The sequence below is a fragment of the Arenibaculum pallidiluteum genome (assembly GCF_017355985.1).
GTDB lineage: Bacteria > Pseudomonadota > Alphaproteobacteria > Azospirillales > Azospirillaceae > Arenibaculum > Arenibaculum pallidiluteum.
The window spans coordinates 366,961-383,344 of sequence record NZ_JAFIQU010000001.1 but is presented as its reverse complement, the minus strand read 5'-3'; the positions used below and the strand labels follow the sequence as shown (position 1 = coordinate 383,344).

Below are 16,384 nucleotides of genomic sequence, written 5' to 3'. Positions count from 1 at the left end.
CCGCCTTCGCCGCCCCGAAAAAGCAACCTGCGTGTGCATTTGCGCTGCGGCGCGTGCGTCATTTCGCTCGCTGGCCTGTTGGCTTCGCGTTCGGGCTTTCGCAGGAGCACCGTGCGGTGCGCCGGCGCAAGGCCTCGCAGGGCCGAGGAGAAGACGCCGTGGCTGCCATCTACGATCATAGACCGCCAAGGGCGATCCAGCCCGTTCATGCAGTGCTGCTCGCGGCCACCATTCCACTGTTCCTGGGCGGCCTGCTCAGCGACGTCGCCTATACCCGGAGCTACGAGATCCAGTGGAGCAACTTCTCCGCCTGGCTGATCGCAGGCGGCATGGTCTTTACCGGCCTCGCGCTCCTGTGGTCGCTCATCGACCTTATCCGCGCGGATAGGCGGGGCCGCCCGTTCATCTACTTTCTGCTGCTGCTCGCGACCTTCGTGCTCGGTCTCGTCAACTCTTTCGTCCACGCGCGGGACGCCTGGGGGACCATGCCGGACGGCGTGATCCTGTCGGCCATAGTCACCGTGCTTGCCATCCTGGCGACCTGGATCGGCTTCTCCAGCCTTCGTCCGGCCAGCCTTCGCGCCGGAGAAATGAAATGAGATCGTCCAGCCTCCTGGCCACCGCCGCGACCCTCGCCCTGCTGACCGCCTGCGATGGCGATCCGGCCCCGGTGGAATATGGCCCGGATCCGCGGCTTCCCGAGCAGCAGCACGGGCTGCTTCCCAGCATGAAGATCGCCAATCCCGCACCGTGGGGCGATCACCGGCCGAGGGTACCGGATGGCTATACCGTCACAGCCATCGCTACCGACCTCGGCATTCCGCGCCAGACTCTCGTCCTGCCCAACGGCGATGTCCTCGTCGCGGAAGGACGAGGAGGCGCTGCGCCGACGCTGCGGCCGAAGGACGTCATCGCCGGCTTCATCAAGGCAAAGGGAGTTACTTCGGTCCCGAGCGGCAATCGCCTGACCTTGTTGCGCGACGCCAACCGCGACGGCACATACGAGGAGCGCGCCGTCTTCGCCGACAGCCTGAACGCGCCCTACGGGCTCGCGCTGGTCGACGGCCAGATCTACGTCGCGAACCAGGATGCCCTTGTGCGGTTCTCCTACCGCGACGGGCAGACCCGCGCCGAAGGACCGCCGATCAAGGTCACCGATCTGCCATCCCACATCAACCATCATTGGACCAAGGCTCTGGCCGCCAGCCTGGACGGACGGTTCCTCTACGTCGGCATCGGCTCGAACAGCAACATCACGGAGCGCGGCATGCCTGCCGAGGCCGACCGCGCGATGGTGTGGCAGGTCGATGCCCAGACGGGGGCTCACAAGCCCTACGCCACTGGCCTTCGCAACCCCACCGCCCTCGCCGTTCAGCCAGGGTCGGGCACGCTGTGGGCCGTGGTGAACGAGCGCGACGAGCTCGGCCCGAACCTCGTCCCCGATTACCTGACCTCGGTCCGCGAAGGCGGCTTCTACGGCTGGCCCTTCAGCTATTGGGGGCAGAACGTGGATCCGCGGGCGCAGCCGCAGGATCCGCAGAAGGTCGCCTCGGCGATCAAGCCGGATTACAGCCTGGGCGCTCATGTCGCCGCGCTGGGCGTCGCCTTTTCCACTCCCGCGATGGGCGAGCGCTTTGCAGACGGGGTGTTCGTCGGCGAGCACGGAAGCTGGAACCGGAGCGTGCCGAGCGGGTACAAGGTGATCTTCGTTCCCTTCCGCGATGGCCGCCCCGCCGGTCCCCCGGTCGACGTCGTGACGGGGTTCTTCGGCGAGGATGGCAGGACCTACGGCCGGCCGGTCGGCGTCACCGTCGACCCGCGCGGCGCCCTGATCGTCGCCGACGACCTCTCGAACACGATCTGGCGCGTCACTCCCGCGTCCCCGTCGCCCTCCGCCGAGGCGCCGTCGCCATCAGGTGTCCAGACGCCCGAGGGCGGCCCGCCCGGCACGCCTCCGTCCTGAGGCGTGCGACGGCAGGCAGGCTGCTTGCGTCAGCCCTTCACGATCCGCGTCTCGCCGAAGTCCAGGACGCCGAAGGACGCCTCGGCAACGCCACGGGCGGCGCGGGCGGCGGCGAGATCGTGCACCGGCGCATCGATCGCCTCGTCAGTGAGGCCGCGGAACGTGCCGAAATGCATGCCGATGCTGGTCGGGCCGCCCAAGTCCAGATGGGCCTGCACGGCTTCGTCGGGGTTCATATGGGCTGCGGTCATGAACCAGCGGGGCTCGTAGGCACCGATGGGAAGCAGCGCCAGGTCGATGCGCGGGAACCGCTGGCCGATCTCCGCGAAATGCGGGCAGTAGCCGCTGTCGCCGGCGAAGTAGACCGTGGCGCCGTCCGCCTCGACCACGAAGCCGCCCCAGAGCGCGCGGTTCCGGTCGAACAGGCCGCGCGCGGAGAAATGCTGCGCCGGCACGTAGGTGATCCGGGTGCCGGCGACCTCCACCGACTGCCACCAGTCCAGCTCGGTCGCGGCGATGCCCGCCTCGGCCAGCAGCGGCGCGTTGCCGAGCCCGGTCACCGTGGGCGGCGCCCAGCGTGCCTGCACCTCGCGCAGGGTCGCAAGATCCAGGTGGTCGTAGTGGTTGTGGCTGACCAGCAGCAACTCGACGCCGGGAAGGGCGGCCAGCGGCTGCCCCGGGTCGCGCACGCGCAGCGGCCCAACGAAGGAGAAGGGGCTGGCGCGCTCGGACCAGACAGGGTCGGTGAGGATCGCGACGCCGCCGACCTGGACGAGGAAGCTGGCATGCCCAACGAAGGTGACGGCGACCTGCCCGCGCGAGACCCGGTTCGGCACTGCGTAGGCGGCGTTCTCCACCCGCTCCGGCCAGGGCACGGGCTGGCTCGTCAGGCGCCAGCGCAGGAGATCGCCGAAGCCCTTGTCGGCGGGGGCGTAGAGGTTGCGAAAGCGCGTCCCGTCGAAGTGGTCCGAGACCGCGCTGGCGGTTCCCGCCGGACCGGCCGCGCAGCCGGCCACGGGCATCGCCGCGCCGAGCCCAAGCAGGCGAAGGACGGAGCGGCGCCCCGGGTCTGCCATGGCGTAAGTCTCCTGCGTGCCAAACCACCTGGCCGCAGCTACTTCGCCTCGACCGTCACCACGATGGTGTCGTCATACGATCCCGCGCGCAAGCCGTCTGCGGGGCGCGTCTCCACGTAGAGGTCCTTGGTCTCGGTACCCGGCGGACGCGCCGCCACGACGCGGCCGGCGCCCGCGGGCGTTGCGTCATCGTAGGTCATGACATAGGGCAGCCCCGCGCCGGCGCCACCCTCGGGGCGCAGCTCGCCGCCGTTGCGCGAGCTCAGCGTCACCGTATAGCCCGCAGGCGCGTTGCAGCGCTCCTCGATGGCGGCGACGGACCGCGACTGCGCCGCCGCGCCCAACTCGAAGACGACGCCGCGGTCCTGCACGGAGACAGAGCAGTCCTGGGGGACGATGCCGCGGAGCTGGATGACCGCGCTGGATCCCCCGGCCCAGGCGAGCCGGGGAGACAGGGACGCCGCCATGGCCGCGGCCAGCGGAAGGGCGAGGGCGAAGCCAGCCACCCGGAGCATGCGTAGCCCCCTCATCGCGTCACGACCGTCACGGTGATGTCGTCGCGGTACTTGCCGGCTGCAGCCTGGCCGACATCGCCGATCTCCACCTCGAAGCGGTGGCTGTTGACGGTCCGGCCGAAATCCGTGGCGGGCGCGGCCGACACCTGGGCGGGCTGCCGGAGATCGAGCCCGCGTCCGTCGAGGGTGAGCAGGTAGGGAATGGTCGAATCCTTCGCCTGGCCCTCGCCGGCAAGCACGCCGCCGTTCTCCGAGCCGATCTCGATATCGTAGCCGAGATTGCCGCGTGCCTCGAGATCGAAGCCGAGGCGCCGGCCCTGCGTGATCTCGCCGAAGTCGAGCTTGCCCAGAAGGCCGCCGCGCAGGGCCTTGCGCGCGCCCTCGATGACGATCTCGAAGCCGGCCACAGCCGAGACCATGGTGGTCACCTGGACCGAGCGGGCGTCGAGAACCCGGCCCGGCACGCCGTCCACGAGCTCGTAGAGCGTGAAGACCACGGTGTCTGCATAGGGGCCGGCGGCGACCATCTGCCCGTCGGGCACCAGCACCGCGATCTCCAGGTCGATCTGGTCGCGGCCGCCGAAGCGGCCCAGGATCAGGCTGTCGGCACCGCCGGTATCGGGATCCCGCAGCGGCCTGCCGTGGTTCCCGTCCGTGTAGATCCCATAGGCGAGCCGGGAGGCGCCCTGGCTCATGTGTCGGGATGTGCCGGCCGCCTGGCCCGGGCCGGCGCCCAGGGCGAAGTCGCAGGCGCCGGAGACGCGTCGCACGGTGAGGTCGGCGCGCTGCTCGCCGGCGCGCTGGGCCAACGGGTCGTAGGGGCGCGCGAGGGCGATGCGTCCGAGCCCTTCCAGGCGGAGCTGGCAACCCTGGGCGGCCGCCCTGCCGGCAAATCCTGCCATGACGGCGATCCCCGCGGCAAAGACGAGGAGAAGCCTGGGAAGCGATGTCATGGCTGCACCGTGCCGGGTTGGATGATGCCAAGGTCGAGGCGGCCCTCGGACCCTGGCGGGATCTCGACGCGCGCCGCGCGGCCGTCCTGCAGGACCAGCGTCCAGCGCCCCGGGCGCAGCCCCTCGACGAGGAAGCGGCCGCCGCGGTTCGTGAAGAAGACGATGGGATCGCCACTGGCCTCGGGGACGAAGCGCCCCGACTGCAGGGCCACCGGTGTGCCGTCGGCGCCGCGCAGGATGCCGGTCGCGCTGGCGACCGCATCGGTGCCGACGGGCAAGAGGATGCCGCTGCGATAGCCCGGCATCAGGGTGGGGCGGTCCTCGCCGAGATCGTAGCCGGCGGGCGTCTCGGGCACGTCCACCAGCACCTCGCGCATGCGGTAGGCCGAGAGGTTCGGCACCACCGCGGGGCCAAGCCAGTCGCTGCGCGCGAGATAGCTCTCGCCCGCGGGATCGACGCCGTGGGCGAGGCCCGCGATGCGCGGATGGGGCGTCACGATCGCGAACCCGTCGGTGATCGGTCGCGTGAGACCGACATGCCCGTCGGCGAAGGCGATCCCGGTTGCGAAGGTCGCGGTGCTGCGCCGGTCGTAGCCGCCCTGGCGCCCCTCGCCGCCGAGCCGCTCGATCCGCTCGTGGCGCAGGGTGCCGGCGAAGCGGTCGTGGACATAGGCGGCATCCCCGAAGGCGGCGTCGCCTTCGTCGCCGCGCGCGACCTCGAGGCTGGCGCTCAGCGAGCGCACGGGCTCGAGATCCTGGTAGCGCCATTGCGCGCGGGTCTCGTGCTCGGGGCTGGAATAGGTCAGCGCCGCGGAGTTGCGCGCGTCGCCGAGGATCACGCGAAGCCCTGCGAAGACGAGAAGCTCGTCCCGACCGGTGGCATCGCGCTGGCGCGAGGCCGTGACGTCGAAATCGACGCCGGGCAGCAGGCGCGCCCGGGTGCCGAGCTCGATGCTGTGGGAATCCGAGCTCGTTTCCGACCGGCTGGCCTGGTACCGGCCGCCCAGCGTCACCGTCACGGCCGGGGCGACGGGCTGCCCGATGCGGGCCGACAGGTCCCAGGCCTGCGTGTTGCTGGGGCGGTCGGTACCGAGGGTGGCGAAATCCGCGCCGCGCCAGGTCGCCTGCGCGGTGACCGTGCGGCGGTGCCAGAAGTCGGCTCCGCTGCGGTAGTCGCGGTAGCGCAGCGCGCCCGCGAAGTCGGACCCCGTCCCGTCGAGGGAGCTGAACGTGGGCTCGACGGAGAAGGTCCCGAGCGCCGTCGCGAGCAGCGCCTCGCCCCCGACCTGCCGGAAATGCGGGTCGGCCTGGGCATTCAGGCCGAGGGTCAGCGTCTCGCCGAGCCCCAGGCGGTGCAGGCCGCTCACCGTCGGGCGGTCGCCGTCGTAGACCATGCGGCCCCGCCGCAGGGACGAGGGAGCGCCGGCGGCGTAGGCGAACTCGTGCACGCCGGGCGCCAGAAGCTGGCGGTCCAGGAAGAACGGAAACTCGATCACCTGGTCGCGGCCGAAGGGATCTGTGATCCGGATCCGCACGTCGTTGGTGCCGCTCGTTCCCGGGAAGTTCTGGAGGCTGTAGGGCCCGGGCGCCAGGCGAAAGGTCCGCGTCGGCCTCCCGTTCACCGTGACCTCCACCGTCGACGCTTCCGTTAGGACGAAATCCCGCTGCCCGGTCGGCTGATAGGTCGAGTAGGGCTGGAGCAGGAAGTCCCGGGCGATCGCGGCGCCGCCAAGGGGGCGGCCGGCCTGGAAGCTCGCGACGGGATAGCCGACATCCCCTGCGCTCAGGCGGATGCCGTGCTCCGGCAGATCCCTGACAAGGCGGACATCGCCGCGGCGCCAGCGCGGCTCTCCGCCGCTCTCCTGGTAGAAGAGGGCGGCCTCGAGAACCCATGAATCGAGGCTCAGATAGCTCTCCGCGGTCAGGCGCAGCGGCAGGCGGCCGTCCTCGTCCTGCGGGCCGGCGAGATCCTGATGGCCGCCGGTCGCGCGGAGGTTCGCATAGGCGCTGAGGAAGGCGGGGCGGAGCTGGACCGCTCCGGCGCGCGGCGACGGCCCGAGATCGATGGTCCGGGTGCGGCGCTGCTCGGGCCGCAACACGACCTTTACCGCCAGCTCGCCGGGATCGTAGACCGCCGCGACGTCTTTGGCGGCGATCCCCGCCAGCGGGGCGGTTCCGGCCGGCCCGGTCTCGACGGAGCGTATGGCGGCGGCAAGGTCCGGCTGGGCCAGCGGCTCCAGCAGCTCGGCGAGTTCCCTGGGATCAACGGCCACGGCGGACGGATCGTCGGCGATCCGGGCGCGCAGCGCGCCGGCATCGCGCCCGTCGACCAGCACGGGCACGGTGATGGCCTGGGCGGCGGGCTGCGGCCGGTCCTTGCCGCGCGTGCCGAAGACCTGCCGGAAAATGTCCTGCGCGGATGACGGAGCCGTCGACGGCGCGGCCGTCTGGGCTGCTGAGGCACGGGCGAACAGCGCGAGCGCCATCGTCACTGCCACGGCCGCGACGCGAAGGGGACGGAAGCCGCCCCTGCCTGCCGTCATGGGGCCAGGTTCAGCGACGCGGTGATGGCGCCCTGCGGAAGACCGCCGGGCCAGGGCAGGAGGAACCGGCGCTCCACCCCCGCAAGGATGTTCTCGCCGCCGAGGCCCTTCAGCGCCTCGCCCTGGAGCGTGACGCTGCGTCCCCCGCCCGAAACCGTCAGGACGGGCTCGCGAAGGATGCGGTGGGCCGTGCCGCGGTTCACCAGGACGAGCTCCAGCATGCCGCCGGGGGCGGAATTGGCCCGCGCCACCTGGACATCCGGCCTGGCGCCCTGCGGCGCCACGTAGACCGAGGCGACGTAGCGCACAAGCAGCCGGACCTGGCCGCCCTGAGGCGGCGCTGCTCCCAGATCGACGGGGAGCTGCTCGGCCACCAGGCGGAAGGGCAGCTCCCGATCGGGGGCGGACGGCCCGGCCCACTGGACGCGAACGCTCTGCCCCTGGCCCGGCATGAGCACGATCTGAGCGGGATGGACCACGAAGCTGTCGTCGGCCGGCGTCAGGCGATCCTCACCGTCGGCCGTCATCTCGCGTCCCATCATCCGGATCTCGATGGCCGCGGGGTCGCTGCGGTCGTTCTCCACCCGCACGATCTGCGTGGCCCCGCGGCCCGAGGGCGCGAATTCGATCTCGATCGGAACCAGCCGGAAGGCCTGGGCGGCCGGAATGCCGGCCAGGAGGCCGAGGACGAACCCTGCGGTGGCGAGCGGCGAATGGGCAAGCATGCGGTGGGCACTCGTGCTGGAGGACAATCGGTAGACTGAGCCACATTCATTAAATATGGCTCAATATGTATGGAGTGGGGCGCGGTGCGACAACAGGGAGGGCGAACGGTCGTGCGGGGTGCCGCGACCGTCGGGCAGTGGCTGCCCGTCCGATTGGGCGCTCCTGCGGTGCGCGGCTCAGCCCGCGGTCAGGAACGCCCGGAGGGGCCCCGTCTGCGTGGGGACGTTCAGCGCCGGGGCGTGGCCGCAGCCGGGGACGACGCGCAGCGTCGCACGCGGATTGGCTTCGACCATGGCGGCCGCGGTCGCCGGCAGCAGCAGGTCGCTGTCCTCGCCCCGCAGCAGCAGCGTCGGGCAGGCAATGGCGCGCCAGGCGTCCCACTGCACGTAGTCATCGGGCGCCTCGGTGAACTGCCGCACGATGGCGGGATCGTAGTGCAGGGTCAGCCGTCCGTCGTCGCGGCGGCGCCACGACGTCAGGCTCATGGCGCGCCATTCGGCCTCCGACATGAAGCCGTAGGGAGCATAGACCCGCCTCAGGTATGTTTCGAGTTCTGCCAGCGTGTCGAAGGCCGGCGGCGTTCCGACATAGGTCAGGATGCGTTCGATGGCGGCGCTCGGCAGCTCCGGGCCGATGTCGTTGACGACCAGGTGCGTGATCCTGCCAGCGAGCGCCCCGGCGGCGAGGCGGATGCCGAGCGCGCCACCCATGGACGTGCCGACCCAGCGCAGGCGCGAGAGGCCGAAGCGGTCAACGAGCGCCGTCGCCAAGCGCTCGTAGCGCTCGAAGCGGTACTCGCCGGGATCACGCGCCCAGGCAGAGGCGCCACGGCCGAGGGTGTCCGGCGCAAGGATCCGGAAGCGGTCCGCCAGCGCGTGCGCCATGGACGCGAAGTCCGCACCGCTGCGGGCCAGCCCGTGCCAGGCGACGATTACGTCGCCCTCCGGCGGGCCCCACTCTGCGAGGTGGATCTCGGCCCCGTCGAGCTCCAGCAAATGGTGTCGCGGATCGCTCATCCTGCCCTCCTGCGCAGGCATCCGGGGATGCCGTACGGGAGGGAGTATAGGGGCAGGATCACGGGCACGCCCAGACGCGCCAGCGGCGGTCGGACGGGAGAGGCTCGGACGGGGAAGTGTCGGGCGGGGAAGCGTCGGGCGGGGGAGGAGCGCGGCCTCGGGATCGGGCGTGGCCGCGGGAGCGGGCTTGGGATCGTGGCGCGCGCCGATGCCGGCCTCCGCGCCACCTCGACGTCCGCCGCCCCGCTGCGATCGGTGGGGACGGCGGACCGATGGTCCCTAGGCCGGGACTGCCCTGGCCTAGTCGCGGATGGCGGCCTCGCGACCGAGATCACGGGGGCCGAGATCGCGGCTCGCCATGTCGCGGCTTGCCATGTCGCGGCTGGCCATGTCGCGGCTGGCCATGTCGCGGCTGGCCATGTCGCGGGCGATGTCCCGCGCCATGTCGCGAACCACCGGGCGCGTGGTCGGGGGCACCCGTGGCTGTCGCATCTGCACGGCGGCCTCGGCGGCGGCCGTCGCAGCCGCCCGGGCGGCGCCGCGCTCGCGGCGCAGCGCGTCCAGGATGGCGGCGATAGCCCAGGAGGCGGCCTCGGCAGCCCGCGGCGTTGGCAAACCCTCCTCGCGCAGGCTCATCCAGGTCCAGGCGTCGCTCAGCACGCGGATGATCGCCTCGGCGTCTTGGCGCCGCCATGAAGGAAGGCCCGCCGTCTCCTCGGCCAGCCGGTAGCGCAGGGCCGTCTTCGCGACCGCCATGGCGTCGCGCCGCGCCGTGCGGCCATGGGTCGAGAACAGCGCGGCCAGCGTCAGCCCCTCCTGGGCGTCCATGCGGGCGAAGGACTTGCGCGGGATCGCCGCGATGTCCGTGAAGGCATCCGGCGCCTCCCACAGCCGCTCGCCGACCCGGGCCCAGGCCGCGGCGAGCAGATCGTCCCTAGTCGCGAAATGCCTGTAGAGCGTGCGCTCTCGCACCCCGGCCGCGCGCGCGACCTCGATGGCGGTCGGCCCCTCGTAGGGCGAGCTTTCGATCAGGCGGACGGCGGCCCGTATGATGAGCTCGCGCGTGGCCGCGGCCTGGGCGGCGCGCAGGGGGCTGTGATAGCGGGGCGCGGTGTCCTGAGCGTCGAGGGGCCGATCGGTCGCGGGCCGGGTCATCTCACATTCCTCCTGCTGCATGGTGCGGGGTGGCGTAGGCGGCCATGCCGTGTCTGGGACCGACCTCGCGCAAGGCGACCTTCGCTCTCGCATGGGCGCGGAAAGCCTGGGTCGCGAGGAAGTCGCCGAGCGTCAGCGCGGGTCCGGGCAGAACCCTGCAGCGATCGCCGGAGAGCGCGTTCTGCACCTCGATCATAGTCAGGCCCCGGATGGCGGTGCCGATTGGGCGCGGCATGAAGCCGATCACCCCGTCCTCAGAGAAGCGCCCCAGCAGCGATGCGTCGATGGCTTGGCAGAGCAGCAGCGTCGGAATCCCCCAATGCGACCAGACCGTCGCCGCGATGCGCGGACCATCGGCCCTACCCCCCAGGCTGACATCGGTCAGCAGGAGGTCCGGGCGGTGGCATTCCGCGGCGGCCAGCGCCTCCGCCTCGTTGGCGGCGATCGCGACCACCTCGTGCCCGCTGGTCCTGACGATCTCGACCAGTCCGAGGGCAAGCGGCAGCTCTTCCTGAGCAATGACGATCTTCATCGGGCTCATGCGCGGTTCGATCCCGGCGAAAGCCGGCGACCGCGCCCTTTCCATTGGTTGGGGAGCGATGACGGGGTCAGGCGTGCGCGGAGGTGTGCCGCATGGCGAAGTGCGGCGGGAGCGGCGCAACCGGCCCCGAGAGCGTGGCTCTGACGTTTTCGAGCGTTGTCCGGAGCTGGATGAAGCCTATGGGCTTGGACAGGCTGCCAAGAACGCGCATCCGCGCGGCGCGGCCGGCATCGACGGCGGCGGGATCGCCGGTGATCAGCAATGAGCGCAGGCCGTGGCGGTTCCACGCCACCTCGGCGACGCGCATTCCATCGTCGCCGGCCTGGAGGCGGACATCCACTGTGAGAAAGTCCGGAGCCACCTCGTCGAGAAGCATCAATGCAGTCCTCTCTGAAGGTGCGGTGCCGCAAACCTCAAATCCAAGGCTCTCCATGGCCAATCGAAAGGCCAGCGCGACAACAACGTCATCTTCCACGATCAAGACGCGCATGACTGCTCTCCCCGCTGGGGCCTTGAGAAACGGGCCTCCGGCCCGGATCCCTGCAGGCCGGCTGAAATCGATTGTCGATTTGTACTAATCAACTATCCGGGTCGGACGACTCGGACAAGGTAGCGCTCGTGACGGCTGGTCGGGGCACATGTAAATAGTTGTCCCGTAATATTATTATTTGCGGCGTCTGAAGCGTTACAGAATTATTGATGTTCCGATTCGTGATGTCAACGAAGCCTAGGCAGCGAGCGCGTGTACTCTTGGTAGATTGACATCTAAGGAGCCTGAAAAGCCCTTCCGTAAGTCAATCCTTCTAGACAATCCGTCGAAATGACAGTCCGGCAGCGATTTCCGGACCCAGGAACAGTGCTTGTTTCCATGGAGCATTCCGGGAGGCTGTTGGCTCCGTCCGGTGTACCCCCTCACGCCCAGGCCGCCCGCCCCGGAGGTGCATCCTTTGATGCCCGTGCCTCCCTCGGTTCGGCGGGTCGGGAATGTCCTCAGCCATCGCGGCGGCTCTCGTCGATATGCCGGCGCCGCGCCGCCAGATCGACGATCTCGGCAAGATGCGGGCGGGCAGGGGCCTGCCCGGACGCAACATGTCCAGAGACGCCCCGCGGCTGTGACCAGGGAACCAGGTGCGCAGCCGGATCGAAGTGCGGGTCCGGCAGGACATAGAGGCGTATCGCCAGCCCCAGGGGCAGTTGCGCCTGTTCGAGTGGCGTCCAGCCCAGCAGGTCCGCAGGCGGGACGGCAACCAAGGGGAGATCCGGTCGGGGCCGCTGCTGAGGCTCGCCCGGGGTGCACTCCGTGCGCGGCATCGTACCTTTGAGCTGCCCCGCATCCGGGCGGATGCCCAAGGCCGCCAACAGGCGGCGCCAAGGTTTCGCCCAAGCCATCTTGGCCGGCTCGTCCTTACGAATGCCATTCCCGTGAGAGCCGCCCCCGTGTGCGCCGCAGGTGCAGACCCGTTCCTGGACCATGACATCCTCCTTCGGCGGGCCTTTGTCGCCTGCCGGGTAAGAATTTTGCCTGGGGTTTGTAGAGAAGCTTTCCGCCGGTGGAGCGAATATTCTTATCCGTCGGAACTGCCTCTGGTTCCAAAGCCTCAATCATTCAAATGCTTCAGTCAATCGGAAAATGGCAAGATTATGAACTTTCTGTTCCTACTGTGTATGTCAGGGGTAGTGACTGAAAGTCAATTTTGGTGACTTGAATTTTATTGGTTCGGTGGCGCTAATATTGTCACAGTCAACATCCTTTGGTCGTTTGGGTGCGGGCGGTATCTCTGCCGCTCCACGCCATGGGAAAGGGAGGCAGGTCGATGGGTCTCGGCTCCAAGCCGCGCGGCGAGCGCGCAATGAGGGCACGTCCCGCCGCATTCAAGGCTGTCCTTGTGCTGGCTGTTGCCGGAGCAGGCGCGCTGGCAGGCTATGGGCAGGGCGCTGCTGGCGCTGCAGGCGCACTCGACGACGCGCGGATGGCCGTCCTGCGCCTGGACCGCGAGACGTCGAAGCTCGCTGCGCGTACGGCCGAGTTGCAGGCCGACCTGGCGGAGAAGACCGCCGAACTGGAAGCTGCCACCACGAGCGCCGAACGATTCCGCCAGCTCTATGAGGACGCGGCGCCGCCGCCGGTCCAGACGATCCTGACCGAGGCCCTGGCGCGGATCCATGAGGGGCTATCGCCGCAGCGCATCGCCTTTGTGGTGAGCCAAGCCGGCGAGCCGCGCGCCTGCACCGCGACGATCCTGCGTCGGGTGGCCGCGCGCACCGCCCACCACGACGGACCGGGCACGAGGGCCCGCGTCGACGAGTTGGTGACGCTCACGGTGTCGGGGACGGGCGGCGAAGGCGGAAGGGCCGCCTGGTTCGACCCGGAGCGCGAGGTGACCGTCGATTTCTCTGTGCTCGGCGGCGATCCGGCCCCCGTCACGGGACGGCTGCCCCTCGAGCACGCCTTCGTCTTGAAAGGGCGGGAGTACCGCCTGATGCTGTCGCCGGGCGCCCGCGGCTATGTGGACATCGCCGCCGATCGTTGCGATCACCCTTCGCCCCCGACCCTTGCGGCCGGGGATTGAGGGCCGGGGAGTGAAGGCTGGGGACTGAGGACAGGGGAGTGAGGCCGCCGGGTCTCGCCCGGCGGTCCCCGCCCGTGCTAGGCGGCGCGGTACTCGGCGAGGACCGTGGGATCCTCGGACACGCCGCCGTCGGCGACCCGCAGCACCATATCCGCGCTGCGCAGCGTCGACAGCCGGTGCGTGATCATGAAGGTCGTGCGGCCCTGCATCAGCCGCTCGACGGCCGCGATGATGGCTGCCTCGGTCGCCACGTCCACGGCGCTGGTAGGCTCGTCGAGGATCAGGATCGGCGCGTCCTTCAGGAAGGCGCGGGCGAGGGCGATGCGCTGCCGCTCGCCACCCGACAGGGTCAGGCCGCGCTCGCCCAGACGCGTCTCGTAGCCCTTTGGAAGGGCCGAGATGAAGCCATGGGCATCGGCGGCCTGGGCCGCGGCGATGATCTCCTCCCGGGTGGCGCCGGGCCGGGCATAGGCGATGTTCTCCGCGATGGTCGTCGAGAACAGCACGGGCTCCTGGCTGACCACGGCGAACTGGTCGCGCAGGTCGGCCAGCCGGAAGTCGCGGATATCTGCCCCGTCCAGGAGGATCCGCCCGGCCGCCACGTCGAACTGGCGGATCAGAAGGTTCAGCAGGGTCGATTTGCCGGATCCCGTGCGCCCCACGATGCCGACGCAGGCGCCTGCCGGGACGTCGAAGCTGACATCGGCAAGCACCGGCGTGCGGCCGCCATAGCGGTACGCGACGCTGCGGAACTGCACGGCGCCCTTCGCGCGGGCGAGGGGGCGCGCATCCGGGCGGTCGGTCACGGGATGCCGGCGATCAAGCATCTCGAAGGCGCGCTGGGCGCTGGCCAGGGCGCGCTGCTGGCCCGTGATGTGCCCGCCGATCTGCTGCAGCGGTGCGTAGAGCTGGGCGACGTAGCCCATGACCATCAGCAGCCCGCCAGTGGTCAGGGCGCCCGCCTGGACGTCGCGCACGCCGAGATAGAGGATCGCCGTCGTCCCGAATGCGACGGCCAGGGTAAAGGCAAGGCTGAGCAGCCCTTCGGCCCGGATCACGGCGAGCTTCGCCCGGGCGGCACCCCAGCCTGCGTTCAGGAAGCGCGCCTGCTCGCGCGGCTCCTGTCCGAAGATCGTGACGATGCGCTGGGCGCCGAAGCATTCCTGGACGACCGCCAGGCTGTCGCTCTCGGCCTGCCGCACGCCGTGCCAGCGGTCGCGCAGCCGGTTCTGGTTGGCATGAATGATCACGATCAGCGGCACCGCGGTGCCGAGTGCCACCAGCGCCAGAGGCGCGCTGATCATCGAGGTCACCGAGAGCATCCCGACCAGCGAGGTGCCGGCGACGATCAGCGGCATGACGCCGTACAGCGATGTCCAGACGAGGGCCGGCGCGTCCTGGGTGATCCGCTGGACGGCATCGAAGCTGCCCTTCTCGTCCTCCGCGAGCGGCAGGCCCAGCCCATGACGGAACAGGCGCCCGCGGAAGTCGAGGACCATGCGCTCGGACAGCCATTCGCGGAAGGTCCAGTCGAGAAAGCCCCACCCCGCCTGGAGCAGCGCGAACCCGACCGCCATTCCGACCGCGAGCATCAGCGTCTCGTCCGCGATCCAGGCGGGGAGCCAGGCTGCAAGGCCGGCGGGCAGCGGCTGGCCGCCGATCACCGTGTCCACCACGATCCTGAGCGGCAGCGGCATCAGCAGGGCAATGGGCGTCGACATCAGCCCGATCAGCAGGGCCGCCGCGATATGTGGCCAGTAGGGCCGCGCCTCGCGGAAGGCCCGCATGTAGAGGCGCATGGCCTGCCCGGAGCGGCGGTGCTGGTCGTTTGCGGGCGCGTGCGGCGCGGCTTGCGGCATGATGAAGGCTTTCCTGACGCGGACCGTTGTCCGCGCCATCCTCCATCGTTAAGGTTAACTCGATATTACTTTGGTGGGACCCCTATCCCCTCGGGCGTAGTGTCTTGCCGCTCAGAGCTCCAGGCGTCTCGAAAGCAGCGAGGAGAAGCGCTCGGCTCCGGAGGCCCGTCGGATCGTCAGGAACCGGTCCAGCTGGGGATAGCCCTGGCGCAGCATCGCAGGCGGCATGCGGGCGTCCTTGGCGAGGTAGATCCGGCCGCCCTGCTCCGCGACGATGGCATCCAGCCTGTCGGCCAGCGCGAGCGTATGCGTGCGGATCGGGAAGTCGAGCGCCAGCGTGTAGCCCTCCATGGGGAAGGACAGCAGCCCCGCGTCGCCGGGCCCGAACAGCTTCAGCACTGCGAGGAAGGAGCCCAGGCCGGAGCGTGCGATCGCGTCCAGCAGCGCTTCGAGCCCGGCGGATCCTGCCGCTTTCGGCAGCACGCACTGGTACTGGATGAAGCCCCGGCGGCCGTAGATCCGGTTCCAGTCCAGCACTGCGTCCAGCGGATAGAAGAAGCGGTCGTAGTCGACGATCTGCGTCCCGGGCCGACCCGCGCGATAGTAGATTTCGTTGAATGCCCGCACCGAAAGGGACGTCAGCGCGAAGTCGGGGAAGGTTGCGGGCACGCGGCGACGGGGGCGCGGGGGCAGGATCAGCGGGGTCGCCCCGCGCCCGGGATCCAGCTCGTCCGGCCAGGCATGCTCGCCGCGGTGGAGCAGCGAGCGCCCGCGGGCGGTGCCGCCGGCCAGGCAGTCGATCCAGGCGACGGAATAGGTCCAGCCCTGCGAGGCCTCGAAGGCCGCCATCACTTCGGCGAGGTTGGCGCAGCGCAGGGTCTCCTGGCGGATCCAGGCGGACGCGATCGGCAGCAGGCGGAATGTCGCCGTGACGATCACCCCCGTCAGGCCCATGCCCCCGCAGGTGGCCAGAAAGAGATCCGCGTTTTCGGTGGGCGAACAGGTGAGGACGCGCCCGTCCGCCTGCATCAGCTCCAGGCCCTCGACATGACGGCAGAAAGAGCCGGCGACATGGTGGTTCTTTCCGTGGACGTCCGAGGCGATCATGCCCCCCACGCTGACGAGGCGCGTGCCCGGCGTGACCGGCGGGAACCAGCCGCGCGGCACCAGGATTTCGAGCAGATCGCTCAGCAGGATCCCGCTCTCGCAGGTGATGCGCCCCGTCTCCCCGTCGAAGGCCAGGATCCGGTCGTGGCGGCGTGTCAGCAGCGTCGCCTCGGGGTTCAGAGCCGCGTCGCCATAGGCGCGCCCGTTGCCGCGCGCGATCGCCGAGGCATGGCCGGCCAGCCCGGCGGCGATCTCCTCGGCGCCGCGCACCTCGACGGTCCGGCACTCGGCGCGGGGATAGTTCCCCCAGCCGCTCAGTCGCATGGCAGGCAGCCCCCCGGCACGTGGACGGCAAACGGC

15 protein-coding genes are annotated in these 16,384 nt (G+C 70.2%); 3 read left to right on the top strand and 12 right to left on the bottom strand.

Annotation, left to right across the window (positions count from 1 at the left end; all coding sequences use genetic code 11):
* Nucleotides 1-158 precede the first annotated feature (158 nt).
* Nucleotides 159-599: a DUF2231 domain-containing protein gene (locus JUB13_RS01815; RefSeq protein ID WP_207476695.1), complete on the top strand. Its 441-nt coding sequence runs from the start codon at nt 159-161 to the stop codon at nt 597-599.
* A complete protein-coding gene (locus tag JUB13_RS01810; RefSeq protein WP_207476693.1) occupies nt 596-1,963 on the top strand; it encodes a PQQ-dependent sugar dehydrogenase in 1,368 nt (455 codons plus the stop codon). Before JUB13_RS01815 ends, JUB13_RS01810 begins: the two co-directional genes overlap by 4 nt.
* Nucleotides 1,964-1,992: 29 nt before the next feature.
* Here the strand turns inward: JUB13_RS01810 and JUB13_RS01805 are convergent, their stop codons facing one another.
* The 10 genes from JUB13_RS01805 to JUB13_RS01760 all read right to left on the bottom strand — a co-directional run bounded on the left by JUB13_RS01805 (nt 1,993) and on the right by JUB13_RS01760 (nt 11,961).
* A complete protein-coding gene (locus tag JUB13_RS01805) occupies nt 1,993-3,039 on the bottom strand; it encodes an MBL fold metallo-hydrolase (protein WP_236024651.1) in 1,047 nt (348 codons plus the stop codon).
* Nucleotides 3,040-3,077: 38 nt separating this feature from the next.
* Nucleotides 3,078-3,554 (bottom strand): hypothetical protein, encoded by a 477-nt coding sequence (locus JUB13_RS01800; protein ID WP_207476691.1) that lies wholly within the window; start codon nt 3,552-3,554, stop codon nt 3,078-3,080.
* 11 nt (nt 3,555-3,565) lie between these two features.
* A complete protein-coding gene (locus JUB13_RS01795; RefSeq protein ID WP_207476688.1) occupies nt 3,566-4,507 on the bottom strand; it encodes a spore coat protein U domain-containing protein in 942 nt (313 codons plus the stop codon).
* Entirely contained in the window at nt 4,504-7,050 is a 2,547-nt protein-coding gene (locus tag JUB13_RS01790; protein ID WP_207476686.1) for a fimbria/pilus outer membrane usher protein, read from the bottom strand. The genes JUB13_RS01795 and JUB13_RS01790 overlap by 4 nt, the downstream gene beginning before the upstream one ends.
* Nucleotides 7,047-7,775, bottom strand: coding sequence for a fimbrial biogenesis chaperone (locus JUB13_RS01785; RefSeq protein WP_207476684.1), 729 nt, complete (start codon nt 7,773-7,775; stop codon nt 7,047-7,049). The genes JUB13_RS01790 and JUB13_RS01785 overlap by 4 nt, the downstream gene beginning before the upstream one ends.
* Before the next feature lie 177 nt (nt 7,776-7,952).
* On the bottom strand, nt 7,953-8,792 hold the full coding sequence (locus tag JUB13_RS01780) for an alpha/beta fold hydrolase (RefSeq protein WP_236024650.1): 840 nt from the start codon (nt 8,790-8,792) through the stop codon (nt 7,953-7,955).
* 300 nt (nt 8,793-9,092) lie between these two features.
* Nucleotides 9,093-9,947 carry a TetR/AcrR family transcriptional regulator gene (locus JUB13_RS01775; protein ID WP_207476680.1) on the bottom strand — a complete coding sequence of 285 codons (855 nt, stop codon included), beginning with the start codon at nt 9,945-9,947 and terminating at the stop codon, nt 9,093-9,095.
* A 1-nt stretch (nt 9,948) separates the two neighbouring features.
* A complete protein-coding gene (locus JUB13_RS01770; RefSeq protein WP_207476678.1) occupies nt 9,949-10,488 on the bottom strand; it encodes a response regulator in 540 nt (179 codons plus the stop codon).
* A gap of 67 nt (nt 10,489-10,555) precedes the next feature.
* Nucleotides 10,556-10,978, bottom strand: coding sequence for a response regulator (locus tag JUB13_RS01765; RefSeq protein ID WP_207476676.1), 423 nt, complete (start codon nt 10,976-10,978; stop codon nt 10,556-10,558).
* Nucleotides 10,979-11,478: 500 nt separating this feature from the next.
* Nucleotides 11,479-11,961 carry a hypothetical protein gene (locus tag JUB13_RS01760; RefSeq protein ID WP_207476674.1) on the bottom strand — a complete coding sequence of 161 codons (483 nt, stop codon included), beginning with the start codon at nt 11,959-11,961 and terminating at the stop codon, nt 11,479-11,481.
* A gap of 341 nt (nt 11,962-12,302) precedes the next feature.
* Here JUB13_RS01760 and JUB13_RS01755 point away from each other — a divergent pair, with 341 nt between their 5' ends.
* Entirely contained in the window at nt 12,303-13,058 is a 756-nt protein-coding gene (locus tag JUB13_RS01755) for a hypothetical protein (RefSeq protein WP_207476672.1), read from the top strand.
* 77 nt (nt 13,059-13,135) lie between these two features.
* Here JUB13_RS01755 and JUB13_RS01750 read toward each other — a convergent pair whose 3' ends face one another.
* Both JUB13_RS01750 and JUB13_RS01745 read right to left on the bottom strand, forming a co-directional pair.
* Nucleotides 13,136-14,917, bottom strand: a complete 1,782-nt coding sequence (locus JUB13_RS01750; protein ID WP_207476670.1) for an ABC transporter ATP-binding protein — start codon at nt 14,915-14,917, stop codon at nt 13,136-13,138.
* Nucleotides 14,918-15,028: 111 nt separating this feature from the next.
* Entirely contained in the window at nt 15,029-16,348 is a 1,320-nt protein-coding gene (locus JUB13_RS01745; RefSeq protein WP_207476667.1) for an FAD-binding oxidoreductase, read from the bottom strand.
* Between the last annotated feature and the right edge of the window lie 36 nt (nt 16,349-16,384).